This window comes from Calothrix sp. CBUCES-K 9914 (assembly GCF_059640475.1).
On the sequence record NZ_JBXXZH010000071.1, the window covers coordinates 23343 to 38716 of the forward strand.

The 15374-nt window shown below is 40.4% G+C and carries 16 protein-coding genes and 2 pseudogenes; 17 read left to right on the plus strand and 1 reads right to left on the minus strand.

Annotation, left to right across the window (positions count from 1 at the left end; genetic code table 11):
- Positions 1 to 10 precede the first annotated feature (10 nt).
- Both AC2JBO_RS17470 and AC2JBO_RS17475 read left to right on the plus strand, forming a co-directional pair.
- Entirely contained in the window at positions 11 to 1294 is a 1284-nt protein-coding gene (locus AC2JBO_RS17470) for a DUF1822 family protein (RefSeq protein ID WP_496954922.1), read from the plus strand.
- Between the two features lie 5 nt (positions 1295 to 1299).
- The gene (locus AC2JBO_RS17475) at positions 1300 to 3669 is read left to right on the plus strand and encodes a CHASE2 domain-containing protein (RefSeq protein ID WP_496954923.1); all 2370 of its coding nucleotides are present in this window, start codon (positions 1300 to 1302) and stop codon (positions 3667 to 3669) included.
- A gap of 145 nt (positions 3670 to 3814) precedes the next feature.
- Here AC2JBO_RS17475 and AC2JBO_RS17480 read toward each other — a convergent pair whose 3' ends face one another.
- Entirely contained in the window at positions 3815 to 4174 is a 360-nt protein-coding gene (locus AC2JBO_RS17480; RefSeq protein ID WP_496954924.1) for a beta/gamma crystallin-related protein, read from the minus strand.
- 264 nt (positions 4175 to 4438) lie between these two features.
- Between AC2JBO_RS17480 and AC2JBO_RS17485 the strand changes: the two genes are divergently transcribed.
- The 15 genes and pseudogenes from AC2JBO_RS17485 (at position 4439) to AC2JBO_RS17555 (ending at position 15202) form a co-directional block, all read left to right on the plus strand.
- Positions 4439 to 5176, plus strand: a complete 738-nt coding sequence (locus AC2JBO_RS17485; protein WP_496954925.1) for an alternative oxidase — start codon at positions 4439 to 4441, stop codon at positions 5174 to 5176.
- Complete coding sequence (locus AC2JBO_RS17490) at positions 5173 to 5496, plus strand: cupin domain-containing protein (RefSeq protein ID WP_496954926.1); 324 nt, start codon at positions 5173 to 5175, stop codon at positions 5494 to 5496. The genes AC2JBO_RS17485 and AC2JBO_RS17490 overlap by 4 nt, the downstream gene beginning before the upstream one ends.
- Before the next feature lie 85 nt (positions 5497 to 5581).
- Positions 5582 to 5962, plus strand: coding sequence for a nuclear transport factor 2 family protein (locus AC2JBO_RS17495; RefSeq protein WP_496954927.1), 381 nt, complete (start codon positions 5582 to 5584; stop codon positions 5960 to 5962).
- A 20-nt stretch (positions 5963 to 5982) separates the two neighbouring features.
- Complete coding sequence (locus AC2JBO_RS17500; protein WP_496954928.1) at positions 5983 to 6345, plus strand: SDR family oxidoreductase; 363 nt, start codon at positions 5983 to 5985, stop codon at positions 6343 to 6345.
- Positions 6290 to 7363 carry a GMC family oxidoreductase gene (locus AC2JBO_RS17505; protein ID WP_496954929.1) on the plus strand — a complete coding sequence of 358 codons (1074 nt, stop codon included), beginning with the start codon at positions 6290 to 6292 and terminating at the stop codon, positions 7361 to 7363. Before AC2JBO_RS17500 ends, AC2JBO_RS17505 begins: the two co-directional genes overlap by 56 nt.
- A 272-nt stretch (positions 7364 to 7635) precedes the next feature.
- The gene (locus AC2JBO_RS17510; RefSeq protein WP_496954930.1) at positions 7636 to 9021 is read left to right on the plus strand and encodes a mercuric reductase; all 1386 of its coding nucleotides are present in this window, start codon (positions 7636 to 7638) and stop codon (positions 9019 to 9021) included.
- A gap of 68 nt (positions 9022 to 9089) precedes the next feature.
- Positions 9090 to 9848: an SDR family NAD(P)-dependent oxidoreductase gene (locus tag AC2JBO_RS17515; protein ID WP_496954931.1), complete on the plus strand. Its 759-nt coding sequence runs from the start codon at positions 9090 to 9092 to the stop codon at positions 9846 to 9848.
- 80 nt (positions 9849 to 9928) lie between these two features.
- Positions 9929 to 10306, plus strand: coding sequence for a hypothetical protein (locus AC2JBO_RS17520; RefSeq protein ID WP_496954932.1), 378 nt, complete (start codon positions 9929 to 9931; stop codon positions 10304 to 10306).
- A 55-nt stretch (positions 10307 to 10361) separates the two neighbouring features.
- Positions 10362 to 11279: a hypothetical protein gene (locus tag AC2JBO_RS17525; RefSeq protein WP_496954933.1), complete on the plus strand. Its 918-nt coding sequence runs from the start codon at positions 10362 to 10364 to the stop codon at positions 11277 to 11279.
- Positions 11280 to 11369: 90 nt separating this feature from the next.
- On the plus strand, positions 11370 to 11747 hold the full coding sequence (locus AC2JBO_RS17530; RefSeq protein WP_496954934.1) for a hypothetical protein: 378 nt from the start codon (positions 11370 to 11372) through the stop codon (positions 11745 to 11747).
- Positions 11748 to 11833: 86 nt separating this feature from the next.
- Entirely contained in the window at positions 11834 to 12850 is a 1017-nt protein-coding gene (locus AC2JBO_RS17535) for a catalase family protein (protein ID WP_496954935.1), read from the plus strand.
- 291 nt (positions 12851 to 13141) lie between these two features.
- Positions 13142 to 13372: a hypothetical protein gene (locus AC2JBO_RS17540; RefSeq protein WP_496954936.1), complete on the plus strand. Its 231-nt coding sequence runs from the start codon at positions 13142 to 13144 to the stop codon at positions 13370 to 13372.
- Between the two features lie 12 nt (positions 13373 to 13384).
- Positions 13385 to 13648: pseudogene (locus AC2JBO_RS17545) on the plus strand (DUF1003 domain-containing protein); the annotation flags it as partial.
- A gap of 221 nt (positions 13649 to 13869) precedes the next feature.
- Positions 13870 to 14040: pseudogene (locus AC2JBO_RS17550) on the plus strand (serine/threonine-protein kinase PknK); the annotation flags it as partial.
- Positions 14041 to 14704: 664 nt separating this feature from the next.
- Positions 14705 to 15202: a cupin domain-containing protein gene (locus AC2JBO_RS17555; RefSeq protein WP_496954938.1), complete on the plus strand. Its 498-nt coding sequence runs from the start codon at positions 14705 to 14707 to the stop codon at positions 15200 to 15202.
- The last annotated feature ends 172 nt before the right edge of the window (positions 15203 to 15374 follow it).

Sequence of the window (15374 nt, forward strand, 5' to 3'; positions counted from 1 at the left end):
ATTAAGTCAAATGACGTTAAATTTAGATAAATTAGCAACAATTTATTCGGAACAAATATGGGTAGAACTGTCACCCGAAAAAAAACAGCAAGCATGGGAGCTTACCTGTTCTCAGTCCTATTCTAACGCGATTGCACAAAGGAACGCTTATCTTCATAATCTATGTTTAGATGCTTTGGAATCTTGGTTAAAAGAAGATAAGGATTTGCATGAAAGTCTTCAGCTTTTTTGTCCCAAGAGTGAATTACCTTCTTACTGGGAAATTTTAAATGGTACAGGGTTAAGTTTTGGTCGTAAACGATTATATCTAATTGTTTGTGAAAAATCTTGTGTTCAACAGTTTAAAATTCAGCAAGAATTGGTTGATATTCTGAACATGGCAGCTAATTATTATCTAGCGGTACAGATAAACTTAGCGGAGAACTGGTTGAGAGTTTGGGGTTATGCTAGCTATGAACAAATTAAACAGCAAGCTAGATATGAACCAATGGATAGAACTTATGTTCTGGATGGAGATGATTTAATTACCGACTTGAATGTGATGTGGGTATCATGTTTAAATCCTGATTTAAATCTTGAAAATCAAACATTAAAGCTAAATTCTTTATTTACTGTATCCAATTTGACTTTATCTCCCGCGCGAACCGAAGAGGTGTTAGCAAATTTAAGTACACCAACGACGTATTCACCTCGTTTAAATGTACCATTTTCAGAGTGGGTGCCAATTATTGCGTCTAAGGAAAATAGGCAAAGGCTTTATCAGCAGAGAATATGTCCACAAGAAAAATTACAATTAGCCAAAGTTCATGTTTCAAATGATACTTTAAATATAAATCATTTGAGTCAATGGTTTGAAAATATTTTCCATAATGCTTGGCAATCTGTGGAAACGTTATTAGATTTAGATGAGGCGCCATTTGCTATAAGCTTTAGAAATAATTCTGGATTTAATGAGATTCGTGTTGCGGGAGCAAAAGTAATAGATTTAGGAATGCAAGTCGAAGGGAAGGGTGTAGTTTTATTAATTGCTTTGACACCGGAGGATGATGAGAAAGTGAGTATTCGCGCGCAATTACATCCAACAAGCGAGGATATCTACTTGCCAAGCAATTTAAAACTAATTTTGCTATCACAATCGGGTAAAAAGCTTCAATCCGTGCAATCTAGAAGCCATGACCATTATATCCAATTAAAGCGATTTAAATCAACTTATGGCAATCGCTTTAGTATCGAAGTAGCTCTTGATGATGTTAGTATCAAAGAAGAGTTTTTACTTGAAAAGCCTGTAACCTAACAACAATGAGTAAGTTAGTTGTATTCAACTTGGGACAAGGTGACATCAAAACAGGTTTCCCTGTTGTTACAGTTCAACTGTGGGATGATAATATCGCTTTACCCGTACAGTTTACAGGTAGTTTACCTGCCGCACCGCAGCTTGCAGAACTTTATCGAAATTGGCAATTACTTTATCACTTGCTTTATGAAACTCCTTATAAAGTTCCTGGTTGGCAAAGGCGCATGGAAATTGAGGAGAATATTGAAATTGAGCTTGAAGATGTAACTAATGTTTCTTCGATTGAATTTACTAAGTTATGTAACGAACTACAAAATAGCATCAATATCTGGCTAAAGTCCAAAATTTTTCGTCCAATTGACCAAAAATTACGTACCAAGTTAGCTCCTACTGATGATATAAGAGTAGTTATTCAGACTGAGTGTGAGCAAGTACGACGTATTCCTTGGCATCTGTGGGATTTTTTTGAGGACTATCAATCAAGTGAAGTGTGTTTAAGTACACATGAATTTGACCGCGTTAATGTATCGCCAAGGCGCCTAATTAACAAAGTTAGGATTTTAGCAATATTGGGTAACAGTAAAGGCATTGACCTTACTAAAGACCGAGCAATACTTGAACAACTTCCAAATACAGAGATAGTTTTTTTAGTAGAACCAAATCGTCAAGAATTAGACAAATGGTTATGGGATAAATACGGTTGGGATATTCTTTTTTTTGCAGGACATAGTTCCAGTCAAGGTGAAAGTCAAACGGGGAGAATTTACATAAACAAGAGCGAGAGTTTAACAATTTCTCAATTAAGGAATGCACTCAAAGCTGCTATTGCACCGCGCGGAACTCGACGTACCCAAGGACGCAGTTTAAGTTTGGCGATATTTAACTCGTGTGATGGTTTAGGTTTATTTCCACAGCTAGCATCTTTACATATTCCTCAAGTAATTGCCATGCGTGAGGGAATACCAGACTTTGTAGCTCATGAATTTTTAAAGCATTTTTTAGAAGTTTTTGCTGATGGTGAGGATTTTTACTATTCTGTACGGCAAGCTAGGGAAAAATTGCAGGGTTTGGAAAACAAATTTCCCTGCGCTAGTTGGCTACCTGTAGTATGTCAAAATCCTTCAGAGGCGCCACTTCTATGGACAAAAATCAATAGTGATAGCACTCGTCAAACTTTAAAATATAAGCAAGCTTTACCATTAGTTGCCAAAATGAGTATCATAATTACCATTTTAGTTATTGTGATACGTTCTTTGGGTATACTACAATTGTATGAACTTTCTGCTTTTGATAGTTTAATTAGATTACGTCCAACAGAAGCACCTGATAATCGTATTTTAATTGTTGCCGTTACGGATAGTGATGTTCAGTCTCAACCTACACAAGAAAGAGGTTCAGCATCTCTAAGTGATAAAGCATTGGCACAACTTTTGGCTTCTTTGGAACAGTGGCAACCCCGTGCTATTGGTTTGGATATTTACCGTGAAAATCCTGTTAAGTCAGAATTTGTAGATTTAACTAAGACTTTGCGACAGAATAACAAGCTAATTGTTGTTTGCAAAGTAAGTAAAGAAGACAAGAGCGCTGGTGTTCGTCCACCACCAGAAGTTCCAAACCAACGTTTGGGTTTTAGCGATGCTGTTGTTGATGATGATAATATTCTTCGGCGCCAATTACTCGCAATGGCGCCGATATCACCTTGTAATACAGACAAATCTCTAAATTTTCGATTAGCAAGTATTTATTTAGCATCGCAGGGTATTGAACCTGTACTCACCCCAGAAAAAAATTGGCAGTTCGGTAATGTTCTATTTAAAAACCTAGAAGAAAACGTTGGAGGATATCACAAACTTGATAATTTAGGTCATCAAGTCATGTTAAATTGGCGCTCGTCTTTTCCAGTTGCACCAACAGTTACCTTGACAGATGTTTTGAATCATAAAGTGGCGCCTGAATTAGTTAAAAATAAAATTGTACTAATTGGCACGGTAGCGGAAAGTTTTCGCGATTATTTGTCTACACCTTATAGTGCTAGAGAAGTACCTTATAAGGAGATGTCAGGAATAGTGATACAAGCGCACATGGTCAGCCAAATTTTGAGTGCAACATTAGATAAGCGACCATTATTATGGTTTTGGTCGAAATGGGGTGAATCACTATGGATTTGGTATTGGGCTATAGTAGGAGGTATAATCTCTTGGCGTTTTCGGTCAGCGCTAAGTTTTGGAATTGCTGTAAGCGTTACAGTTATTATATTATCTGGAGTTTGTCTCGGTTTATTAATACAAGGCGCCTGGGTTCCTTTAGTTCCATCTTTATTAGCCATCCTTGCTACTAGTGCGATAGTACGGGTAGTAATTGAAAAGCGGAAATAAACTTGGCAACGGATGTAACGGATGTAACGGATGGTTAATTATTATATTGTAGAGACGTTATATGTAACGTCTCTATGGTGGTTTTGTAATTCTGTTGTTGAATTACGCGCGTCAGAAATTTAACATAGACGCTCTAATGTCTGTGCTACTTAACTGATCTAAAAGATGAGATTTGATGGTCGAACTTTCCAAGGTTTCCACGAAATTCATCTGGTCCAATTTCAATAAATGGACCTTTAAAGTTTTTATCTCTATAAAATCTCCACTTTTGACCGTTATTTACAGCAACAGATGAGGCTCTATTATTAAATCCAACTTTGCTCAAATCAGCAACCCCTTGATTACTTTCAAACGAGGCGCCTTGACGGTTAGGTCTATCCCACAAAGTTACGTCTTTAACAGTTCCTGATTGAGCTTGAGCATTTGTAACTGTTAAGATAGTACCTCCAACTGAAGTAACTGTTAAAAGTGCTAAGGCAGTCAGTTGTTTGTTGAACTTAAACATAGTTTTCTCCTTGTTTGTATATATGCCGATTTTTGTGAATCCATGCGTGATGATTCAGAATTCATTTGGCTCTAATATGTAATAAGGTGCCACAATTTCAATTTATGCAGTTTTACAGAAAAATGCCGTAACTAATTTTTTGTACATCAGTTCGAGAATCTGATTATTTTAATCCCAGGCTTTGCATAAGTTGATGTTGCTTATACCCATTCCCTTATAGAGGTTTATTAAACGCAACATTTATTAAATTTGAAAGGAGACACCATGAAACTTATCATTCGTGCTATTGTTAGTTCTTTAGTATTCCTAACCGATGTAGTTTATCGTAATCGTCCCTATCCGCGCTTTTGGGTTTTAGAAACCATAGCGCGCGTTCCTTACTTTGCTTATTTGTCGGTATTACATTTATATGAGACTCTTGGGTATTGGCGTAAAGCGGATTGGTTAAAAGTTCACTTTTCCGAGACTTGGAACGAACTGCACCATTTATTAATAATGGAATCGCTTGGAGGCAATAACCGTTGGATAGACCGTTTTATTGCTCAACATTTAGCTGTAGCTTATTACTGGGTAGTTGCACCTTTGTACGCAGTTCTACCTAAATATGCTTACTACATGATGGAACTGATTGAAGAACATGCTTATCACACCTATGATACATTTCTGTCTGAGCGTGGAGAAGACTTAAAGTTACAAGCGGCGCCACAGGTAGCAATTAATTACTACCGTGATGGTGATTTATATATGTTCGATGAATTTCAAACAGGTACAATTCCCGAAACACGGCGCCCCAAAGTTGACAACTTATATGATGTATTCGTCAACATCCGTGATGATGAGTGTGAACATGTTAAAACAATGGTAGCCTGTCAAAAACCAGAGGCACGGATTACATTTAAGAGTCCACACACACTACTAGTCGCATCAAGCACAACACAAACGGCGCCAGACGACATGAAACTATCAACATCCCTACAAAGCAATGAAGGGAAAATATCATGACATTAACACACGAACGCAATGCTTGGTACACTCAATTGCAAGAACAATGTGAATATCCAAGCAATCAAGTTTTCAGCAAAGTTCTATTCAAAGATAACAATAGCCAGTACAACCTAATATGCATTGCCACAGGTACAAACATGGCTGAACACAACACAAATCGCAACGCAGTTATTACAGTCATAGCAGGAAAAGGTACTCTTGTATTAGAAGGTAAAGAAGTTTTCTTAGAACCTGGTGTTTTTGTCTCAATGCCGTCAGGAACGCGACATGCTTTGAAATCAGAAGAAAATCTTGCTTTCTTGCTAATATTTTCTTGAAATTCTTACCTATTGCATAATTTGATTTTGCTTATACCCATTCCCTAATAGAGAGACTAATTTCTAGAATAGGGAAAGGATGCAAATGAATTCTTTAGAAATTATAAAGCGAGCTTACACTTACCTAAACAAAAAAGATATTCCCAGTTATTTTTCTCTAATGTCCTCTAACGTTGAGTTTTATCAAACTGAAAAACTTCCTTGGGGTGGTTATTATCGTGGCTTTGATCAAAGCAAAGATTTTTTCTCCAAGTTTTCTGGGTTAATTGATTCTTCAGTCGAAATATCTTACTACATTCCAGCGGGTGATCAAACTTTGGCAATTGGCAAGACGAGTGGCGTTACCAAGCAAACTGGAAAACAGTTCAGTTGTAACTTGGCTCATGTCTGGACAGTTAAGGAGGAAAAGATAGTTAGGTTAGAGGTTTACATTGATACTGATGCGATGAATGCTGCACTTTTGTAAATATGAAAGGAGGTTCACAAATGAAAGTTTTTGTTGCTGGTGCAACGGGAGTAATTGGTCGTCCGCTGATTGCACAATTAATTAAGAAAGGGCACGATATTGTAGCTTTAACTCATTCACAAGAAAGAGCCAAGACTTTAGAAGAACAAGGTGTAGAACCAGTAATTGCGGATGTATTCGATGCGGATGCTGTTCAAGTTGCCATTAAAGATACCCAACCAGAAGTAGTAATCGAACAACTTACTGCTTTACCTAAAACTTATACCAGTGAGTCAATGAGTGCGGCAGCAGAACTTAATACTCGAATTCGTCGAGAAGGCAGTGCAAATGTTCTGGCAGCAGGAAGGTGTAGGACCTTTTCAGTTTACTGTCAAGGACGGTAAACGACATAGTAGTGCAAATGCATTCCTTCTACCCATTCTCCAACGTCCCAATTTGACAACTCGGACAGGAGCCATAGTGACTCGGTTGTTGTTTGAGGGTACCCGTACCATTGGGGTAGAATACGCGCACAATGGAATGCTGCACCAGGTTAATGTCAACTCCGAAGTCATTATCAGTGCTGGCGCCTTCGATTCGCCTAAGTTACTGATGCTTTCCGGCATTGGTAATTTTGAACACCTGCAAGCATTAAGTATTCCTGTCGTCGTTGACTTGCCAGGTGTCGGTCAAAACCTGCGAGACCATATTTTGGTTGCTGTGCCATACGAGGCAACTCAGGATTTACACACGGCAAACACTAGTAATGGAATTGCTGAAACTGGATTATTTTTGCATAGCAAGGGTAATCTCGAAGCGGCGCCAGATTTAGAATTAGTCTTTGGTCCAATTCTGTGGGCACCACCTGGCTATCCCAACTCTGGTTTGGGATTTACGGGTCTAGTAGTTTTGAACCATCCCGAAAATATTGGTAGTGTCACTTTGCGTTCGCCCGATCCTAAAGATACACCTCAAATTCAAATCAACTATCTGCAAAGTCAATCCGATGTACAAAAGCTAGTTGAGGCGATTAAATTAATGCGCCAATTGTTTCAAACCAATGCCTTTGATGAATTCCGAGGTAGGGAAGTCGCTCCTGGTGCTGACGTAACTAGCGATGAAGCACTCGAAGCCTACATCCGGGAAACGTGCGGTACTGTGTTTCATCCTGTGGGCACTTGCAAAATGGGGACTGACTCAATGGCAGTTGTAGACCCTGAATTACGGGTACATGGAGTTGAAGGGTTGCGTGTTATCGATGCATCAATTATGCCAACTCTAATCACAGGACATACTAATGCGCCTACCATCATGATCGGCGAATTTGGCGCCGATTTAATTAAAACCGCAGGTTGCGTTCTACAACAAGCGCAGGAAGCCGTTGGTTACTCACAGCAACCACAAGAAAGAATTCTCGCTTAATTCCCCCTCTACTCTCTCATGGTCTCTGTGGTAAACATAATTACCACAAAGACTACGCTGGGCACAGTTGGAAAATCTAGCATTTCTGCACACATAGCACAAATTTACATAGCGACCTACATAAGCTTGTGACTCAAATGAGAGGCGCTAATGATACCGCTTTGATTTATGAAATTCAAGGCACAGCTTATCTCTTACCAACCGAAGTTGAGAATAACTTATAGAACCTCTTTGAATTAATGACTAAACTTCAAACGAGTGAGGAGATGTAAATGAACCCTGAATACTACGACGATATTATTATAGGCGGCGGTAAAGCGGGTAAAACACTGGCGCCTGCATTGGTAGCTGACGGACGTAAAACTGCTTTGGTTGAACGTAGCTTAAACATGATTGGTGGTGGGTGTATTAATCTCGCCTGCATTCCCACTAAAACGATGGTAGCGAGTGCCAATGTTGCCAATATAGTGCGAAATAGTGCTGCTTATGGTGTTAATGTTAATCCATCTAGCGTTGATTTAGCAGGTGTAATCCAACGTAAACGAACGGTTGTGCAGTCCTTGCGTGAAATGAACTTGCACAACTTAGAAACTGCTCTGGGTCACGAATTAATGATTGGAACGGGGCGGTTTGTTGCTCCTAAAACAATTGAAGTAACAACAACTGATGGCGCCACTCGGTTACTTACAGCTGAACGCTTCTTTATCAATACAGGTACGCAACCGTTGATTCCATCTGTACCAGGACTCAAAGAAGCTGGGTTTTTGACCAGTGAGTCAATTATGGAACTAGAACAGTTGCCTGAGCATTTAATTGTTCTTGGTAGTGGTTACATTGGTTTAGAGTTTGCCCAAATGTTTAGACGGTTTGGTTCTCGTGTCACTGTTATTGGGCAAAGTGAACAAATTTTGTCACATCAAGATTCAGATATTGCGCGCGCGGTGCAAGCACTATTGGAACGAGACGGTATTGAATTTTTGCTAAAAACAAAAGTGTTAAGGGTTGAACGTGGCAATGCTACCGAACTAAAACTTCAGGTTGCTGACCGTAAAATCAACCTTCAGGGTTCGCATTTACTAGTTGCTGTTGGTCGTGCTACTACTGCTGATAGCTTAAATTTAGGCGCCGCTGGTGTAACAACCGATGCGCGCGGATTTATTCCAGTCAATGAGCGACTAGAGACAAACATACCAGGAATTTGGGCGTTAGGCGATATCAATGGAGGACCCCAATATACCCACTTGTCGCTCGACGATTATCGCATTATCAAAGCGAATTTAATTGATGGTGGCAACCGCAACAGGAACGATCGCTTAATTCCATCCTGTCTATTTATTGATCCAGAACTGGCTCATGTGGGTTTGACTGAAACCGAAGCGCAGCAACAAGGGTATGCTATACGAGTCGCAAAACTAGATGCGTCAGCTATTCCGCGCGCGAAAACGTCGGGTCAAACTGATGGGCTGATGAAGGCAATTGTAAATACTGAAACTTTGCAGATTTTAGGGTGTACCCTCTTTTGTCACGCAGCAGGCGAAGTTATTTCAACGGTGCAGATGGTAATGTTGGCTCAGATGCCCTACACCGTTTTGCGCGATTCCATTTTGACTCATCCTACAATGACCGAAGGGTTAAATATGTTGTTTTCAAAGTTGTAGGCAGCAAGGGCAAACACACAAGTCAGCTATATCTCGAAACAAACTCAACAACTAGAAGATTCACCATTATGAGAAAATTAGAAGGAAAAGTTGCTCTTGTCACTGGCGGCAACAGTGGCATCGGTCTTGCCACTGCCAAACGCTTTGTAAAAGAAGGCGCCTATGTTTTTATCACAGGTCGTCGTCAAACTGAACTTGATGCTGCCGTAAAAGCGATCGGTGAGATCGGTAAAAATGTTACTGGTGTTCAAAGCGATGTCTCCAAACTGGCAGACCTTGATCGCTTGTTCGCCACGATTAAGCAAGAGCAAGGACGCCTGGATGTACTCTTCGCCAATGCTGGCATTGGCGAAATCGCCCCACTCGGATCAATCACTGAAGAACACTTTGACAAAACGTTCAACACGAACGTCAAAGGTCTGCTGTTCACTGTGCAGAAGGCACTGCCTCTGTTGCCAGACAGCGCTTCCATCATTTTGAACGCCTCGACCACTTCTATCAAAGGCACCCCAGCGTTCAGCGTTTACAGTGCTACTAAAGCTGCCGTGCGATCGTTTGCCCGAAATTGGATACTTGACCTCAAACAACGCCAGATCCGGGTGAACGCCATTAGTCCTGGCGTGGTTCCAACTCCTGGTTACGATCACTTCGGACTGAATGATGAGCAATTACAGGAATTCGTGGACAGCCAAGCCAGCATTATCCCGCTCTTGAGAGTAGGCACGCCCGATGAGATAGCCAAAGCTGTTGTCTTTCTTGCTTCAGATGACAGTAGCTTTGTGAACGGCATCGAGTTGTTTGTCGATGGTGGTATGGCACAAATTTGAGTTTCTACTAAGTACATCTTGCTGCGCGATCTGAAAGACGTTGAGTTTCATTTAGTGAACCATCAAAACAACAAGAAACTATGAAAACACTTTTGAATCGATTTGTGCTACTGCTTGGCTTAATGACTAGTGTTTCAGGCTATTTTTCTCTACCTGCCTCTGCTGACTCGACGGCTGACTTGTTACTCAGTTTAAAGTGTCAAAGTGAGTACACCGTTAATATTTGGAAAAGGTATAATTCGGGCGAACTTCTCTATCGTGGTATGGGACCTCTAGGAAATTTGAGTTTGGGAAAAGGAACTGGAGAAAATACAGGGTCTGCTCAAGTGTATAAGTTTAAAAATGGTGACTATGAATATCAAGTGCTTGGGGGTAAGGCAGATCACCAACAGCAAGGAGTGTTAGAGGTGTCTAAGAACGGTCGCTCCTTTCTGAGTCAAAGTTGTACACCTCAGTAATAAGAGAGGCTAAAGTCTCAACTTCAAATCTTCTCTTTAACCTGATCCTCAAATCATGGCGCCCCAAAAAACCCAATCATTGTATAGTTCTGAAACACTGCGAAGACTCCAACGCTTAGTTCAACTTAGCAATACTCCTCTAGTACGAGTCTGTGCCACTGCTTTAATTCGCTATCAGCTATGGCTCATGGGAATTTTGTTTGTAGTGATGTTGATATTTACTATCCAGAACCCTACTTCTTGGTTGATAGTAAAGCGACAAGTTGCGATAGAATTTTTCTCTGCTGTTGCACAATCTCTGGCTTCATTACTAGGAGTTTTGATTGTTTTTTTGACAGTGACAAGCCAGTTAATTGCTCAAAGGCGATTCGATGATTACCGTGCCTTGCAAATGCAAATTGAACGATTAATCCATCTGACCCAGATACTTCCTGCCGAATTAGGTGTGTTTGACGAAATGTTAGTGGAGGTAATTAACAATATAGTTCTTCTGCAAATGAAGGATTTTCCAATTTGGTCATCTATTACTAGCGACGAACAAACAGCTATAGAAATTATATTGGCAAAATTCAAACATGAATGGGTTGAAAAACAACAGCAACTTTCTTTAGCAGACCGTCTGCACCTACAACAAATTCTGCTGGTTCTCAACAACATGGAGGAAATTATTGAGGGATTTGGAACGCTCTACAACCGCATTTTAGAGATGGGAAGGTTTATTATTGCAATCGCTCGATTATCCTTTCTACTTGGTGTTTCGCTGCTATTTTTGTTGCTATTCGGCATTGTTGAATTACAAAATAGTTTTCCCGACCTCAGCCTGCCTACAATGGTAACATTGGCAGTTTGGGTATTAATTGCCATTCTGGATTTAGTTAGCAATACCTGGTTTTTGTATCAAAACTTTCATGGTCTCTGGAGTCGCTCAATTCATCACTGGTGCTATCAATCCCGCTCAGACTTGCCAGGGTAAAAATTTTCAACTTTAGGAGATATTTGGAGAACAAATTCTCATGACGATTCTGTGGCAACTTGTAAAAATTAGTTAAGGAAAGGAAAAACTATGAAAACATTCTTAAAAAGATTCACGTTACTTCTTGCTCTCACAACCTGTGTTTCAGCTAATTTGTCCTTAAGAGCTTCTGCCGATTCTACTGCTGACTTAATCCTCAATCTGAAATGCCAAGGTGGATACAATATAGATGTTTGGAAAAAGCATTATAAAGGCGAACTTTTGTACCGCTCTACAAGTTCCTACGGTAATTTGGCTTTGGGCAAAGGAACTAGCCAAGCTACAGAAGGAGTTCGAGTTTATAGATTTAGGAATCGCAATTATGAATATTGGGTGTGGGACGGCACGCTAGATAGTAAGCAGTCTGGAACTTTAGAGGTGTATAAAAACAACAATCTTTTAATGCGGCAAGCTTGTAGAAAAAGTTGATGGGTTTACAGTTAAGATTATTTGTGAGTCTAACTGGACAGATTGATAAATATTTGCACTATCTTGTAATACAAGGATGAAGACCGATGAGCCATTCTAACTTATCTGCTGCCGCACAGGAAGCGGCGACCGATACGATCTTAAACATTGATCTCGATGTTCAAGCCCATAAGAGTCCAGGTTTGCGAAAAGACCATCCTAAAAGCCACGCCTTAGTTTGGGGAGAATTTAAAATTGAGGATAATATTCCCGAATCTTTGCAGGTGGGTATCTTTGCCCAGCCTAAAACCTATTCAGCTTGGATAAGGTTCTCCAATGCTTCCGAAGCAGAAAAACGCGGTAAGTTTAAGTCGGATAACGATCCCGATATTCGGGCAATTGCCATTAAACTTCTGGATGTAGATGGTGAAAAGGTGCTGGATGATGAAAAGGAAACCCAAGACTTTCTGCTGATTAATCATCCAATTTTCATTGTGCGCGATGCTCAGGGATTTGCCAACCTTACGAAAGCCAGCGTAGGTCAGGCAGATACAGAAGCACTACAATCACTACAACCCACTTTTGAAGTTATCAAAACTATTGCTAGCAAAAAAGTTGCAAATCCATTGCTCATTCAATATTGGAGTACTACACCCTATCAACTCGGCTCTCAGTCCATTAAGTTTTCCGTAAAACCTCACTCCTTAGATACTTCTGGTTCAATACCCAATTCTGACAATTATTTGCGTGAGGCAATTGTTAAACACCTGACGGAAGATGGTAAAGATGTAACTTTTGACTTCTTAGTGCAACTTTATCTCAACGATGAGAAAACTCCTATTGAAAACCCGATGCAAGAGTGGGAAGAGAAGGACTCACCGTTTATCAAGCTTGCTACCATCAAAATTCCATCTCAAAAATTTGACTTCGAGGAGCGCAAGCGGCTGGATGAGGGACTATCGTTTACGCCCTGGCATACGCGACCTGAACACGCACCTTTAGGTGGTCTCAATTTAGCTCGCAAAAAGGTTTATCAGGAGATAGCAAAGGCTCGACGGGAGTACATGCAACACCGCACTCAAGAGCCACAAGCATACAGTTCAATTTTGGATGATCCTCAATAATTTTCTTATCAATAAGGGTAAGGTGGGCAGTGCCCACCTAGCCCTGTCAAGGTGTACCACTTGCGTACTAGCTGGAAGCCTTATTTTTACGTTGTACCCCCAACCCTGAAATATAAAATTGAGCGCAAATTTTGTTTTTTGCTTTCAAATTTTAATCAGTGAAAGGCTAAAACCCTTATAAATGGGTAGTACTCATGCTCACCTTGACAGGGCTAGCAGTGCCCACCCTACGCAAAAATAAGCATTACAAGCTTTATCATTCTCAATAAGCAAGCAGGTGCAAGATGTAAGATGAACTATAAACCCATACGCACTCAAGTTACTCCAGACGAATATCAACTGTTGTTGAAGTTGCGGGAGCAAGGTCCCGCTCAAAATCCACCTAAGCTGCGTTTGTCTTTCGGAGAGCGCCTTGCTGATCAGGTTGCCACCGTTATGGGTTCTTGGCGTTTCATCATTGCTCAAAGCTGCTTTCTGACAGTTTGGGTGATTTTGAATGTTGTTGCCGTGGTTAGACATTGAGACCCTTATCCGTTTATCCTGCTGAATTTAATGCTTTCGTTTCAAGCTGCTTATGCCGCCCCCATTATTATAATGAGCCAAAATCGGCAAGCTGCGATTGACCGACAAGAAGCTAAACACGATTATGAAATTAATATGAAAGCTGAATTGGAAATTGAACTTTTACACGATAAAATCACGCTTCTAAAAGCGGAGGAAATTGCAGAACTTATTAAGCTGGTACAAAAGCAAAATCAGCAAATGGAGCAATTAACAACATTTTTGATACAAGAATAGGGACTCCCAAAAAATAAAATAATTAGCTTTTAATAGCCATGATTATTATCATACAAAAATGAGTGATTGGCATCGGCAGTTGTACCGTTTTGTAGTAAATTGAGTTATTGGTAATATTTTGGGTGCCACGTGTGATGTCAATACAAGTAACAGAATCGGTCAAAAACATGCTCTTTTGAAACAGCACTTAAATTAAAAGGCGCCTTCAAACGCAACAGTAGCGATCTCGGCTGCTCACTGCGTTGGAAAGTAATGGACAAATCATTATTGATGTTATCCCTGAATTGGAATTGATTATTGGCAAGCAGGCGCCTGTACCGTCCTTCGGAGCAGTTGAAGCTCAAAATCGCTTCCATCGATTCTTTCAGCGGTTTTTGCGTGCGTTTTATTCAATATAGGTAACTAACTCTAAAAAGTCATCCACTCAAAGTTTAAACTTTTTCCCAATAGAGCGATTAATAAATCACTCCATCTGAAAATGGAAGGTTGAATCCAACTATAGTACAAGCGTTGCTGATTTGAAGTATAAATTCAAAGATAGTTACGACGAAAGCATTGAAATGGCTTGCTTTGGCAATCCTCGAACAGCGCTAAGGCGGTAAAACAAATTGTACTAGTACATAACGGCGGAAATAAAGCTACCATTAAAAATAGCTGGAAAGCTTGTAAAATATACTTTCTTTCTTTTGCCTTTTTACTTTTTACTTTTGCCTTGTTGTACTAGGATTTGAATTTGCATTCCAACTTTAGTTGCAGCCAATCTTCCATTTTGAGATGGATTGATTTATCAACCATTGTGTTGTGCAAAAGTTTCAACTCACAGTGGACGACAAAGTTAGAGACAATTGCATATTATTGAATTCAATCCTCTTCTCACGACCTTTCACGTTACTGTCTCTGGTATGCGTAAGTTCTATCCGGCTACATTACTGCAATAAGTTGTCGATCTTGTATAGCTCTAGCTTATACGATAATCAGTTCTAAAATTTTGGCGAAGGTATTGTTAAGGAGAATAAATCCATGAAAATGAAAAAACTTTTGAAGCGATTTGTGTTAATGTTTGGCTTAATGATGAGTGTTTCAGTCTATTTTTCTCTACCTGCCTCTGCTGACTCAACGGCACAATCTTTTTGGTTATTAGGCTCTCAACTTAAAATCGTTGCCGATCACACAACAACTGGAGGTAAGTACGATTTGATCGAAGGCTATTTTCCACCTGGCTCACAAACCCCTCCTCATCGCCACACGCGCTATTCCGAACAACTCTATGTACTAGAGGGGGAGTTCACGGTTTGGGCTGGTCGGAACAAGATTGTTCTAAACGCTGGTGAAAGCTTCCTGATTCCAGTTGGCACACCTCATGTTGTCGCTGCGTTGAGTGATAAGCCAGCTCGTGGGTTGGTCGTAGCGGCGCCTAGTGGCTTTGCTCGGTTCGTTGCAGAAGCGGGGACGCTCTCTGAGACAGAAGCGCCTGACATGGCGGTGGTTGAGCGTGTTTCTGCCGAACTCGGCGATGAAATTCTAGGACTGCCCGGAACTTTACCCCCAGCATGATGTTATAAGCACAGAATTGCCACTAGGCATCTTTGGCGAAAATTTCACGACCACTGGGCTTTTGGAAGAGAAGGTAAACTTAGTAAATTTCTTGTGGAGCGGGCAAGGATGCCATTGGTGTCAAGTTAAGGTTGGCGCCCATACGTCAACGATAGGTTTTGTGATGAACGAG

Excerpts from the sequence above, each read along its gene's own strand:
- AC2JBO_RS17470 (WP_496954922.1), top strand. The coding sequence starts at position 11 with ATGACGTTAAATTTAGATAAATTAGCAACAATTTATTCGGAACAAATA.
- AC2JBO_RS17475 (WP_496954923.1), top strand. The coding sequence starts at position 1,300 with ATGAGTAAGTTAGTTGTATTCAACTTGGGACAAGGTGACATCAAAACA.
- AC2JBO_RS17480 (WP_496954924.1), bottom strand. The coding sequence starts at position 4,174 with ATGTTTAAGTTCAACAAACAACTGACTGCCTTAGCACTTTTAACAGTT.
- AC2JBO_RS17485 (WP_496954925.1), top strand. The coding sequence starts at position 4,439 with ATGAAACTTATCATTCGTGCTATTGTTAGTTCTTTAGTATTCCTAACC.
- AC2JBO_RS17490 (WP_496954926.1), top strand. The coding sequence starts at position 5,173 with ATGACATTAACACACGAACGCAATGCTTGGTACACTCAATTGCAAGAA.
- AC2JBO_RS17495 (WP_496954927.1), top strand. The coding sequence starts at position 5,582 with ATGAATTCTTTAGAAATTATAAAGCGAGCTTACACTTACCTAAACAAA.
- AC2JBO_RS17500 (WP_496954928.1), top strand. The coding sequence starts at position 5,983 with ATGAAAGTTTTTGTTGCTGGTGCAACGGGAGTAATTGGTCGTCCGCTG.
- AC2JBO_RS17505 (WP_496954929.1), top strand. The coding sequence starts at position 6,290 with ATGTTCTGGCAGCAGGAAGGTGTAGGACCTTTTCAGTTTACTGTCAAG.
- AC2JBO_RS17510 (WP_496954930.1), top strand. The coding sequence starts at position 7,636 with ATGAACCCTGAATACTACGACGATATTATTATAGGCGGCGGTAAAGCG.
- AC2JBO_RS17515 (WP_496954931.1), top strand. The coding sequence starts at position 9,090 with ATGAGAAAATTAGAAGGAAAAGTTGCTCTTGTCACTGGCGGCAACAGT.
- AC2JBO_RS17520 (WP_496954932.1), top strand. The coding sequence starts at position 9,929 with ATGAAAACACTTTTGAATCGATTTGTGCTACTGCTTGGCTTAATGACT.
- AC2JBO_RS17525 (WP_496954933.1), top strand. The coding sequence starts at position 10,362 with ATGGCGCCCCAAAAAACCCAATCATTGTATAGTTCTGAAACACTGCGA.
- AC2JBO_RS17530 (WP_496954934.1), top strand. The coding sequence starts at position 11,370 with ATGAAAACATTCTTAAAAAGATTCACGTTACTTCTTGCTCTCACAACC.
- AC2JBO_RS17535 (WP_496954935.1), top strand. The coding sequence starts at position 11,834 with ATGAGCCATTCTAACTTATCTGCTGCCGCACAGGAAGCGGCGACCGAT.
- AC2JBO_RS17540 (WP_496954936.1), top strand. The coding sequence starts at position 13,142 with ATGAACTATAAACCCATACGCACTCAAGTTACTCCAGACGAATATCAA.
- AC2JBO_RS17555 (WP_496954938.1), top strand. The coding sequence starts at position 14,705 with ATGTTTGGCTTAATGATGAGTGTTTCAGTCTATTTTTCTCTACCTGCC.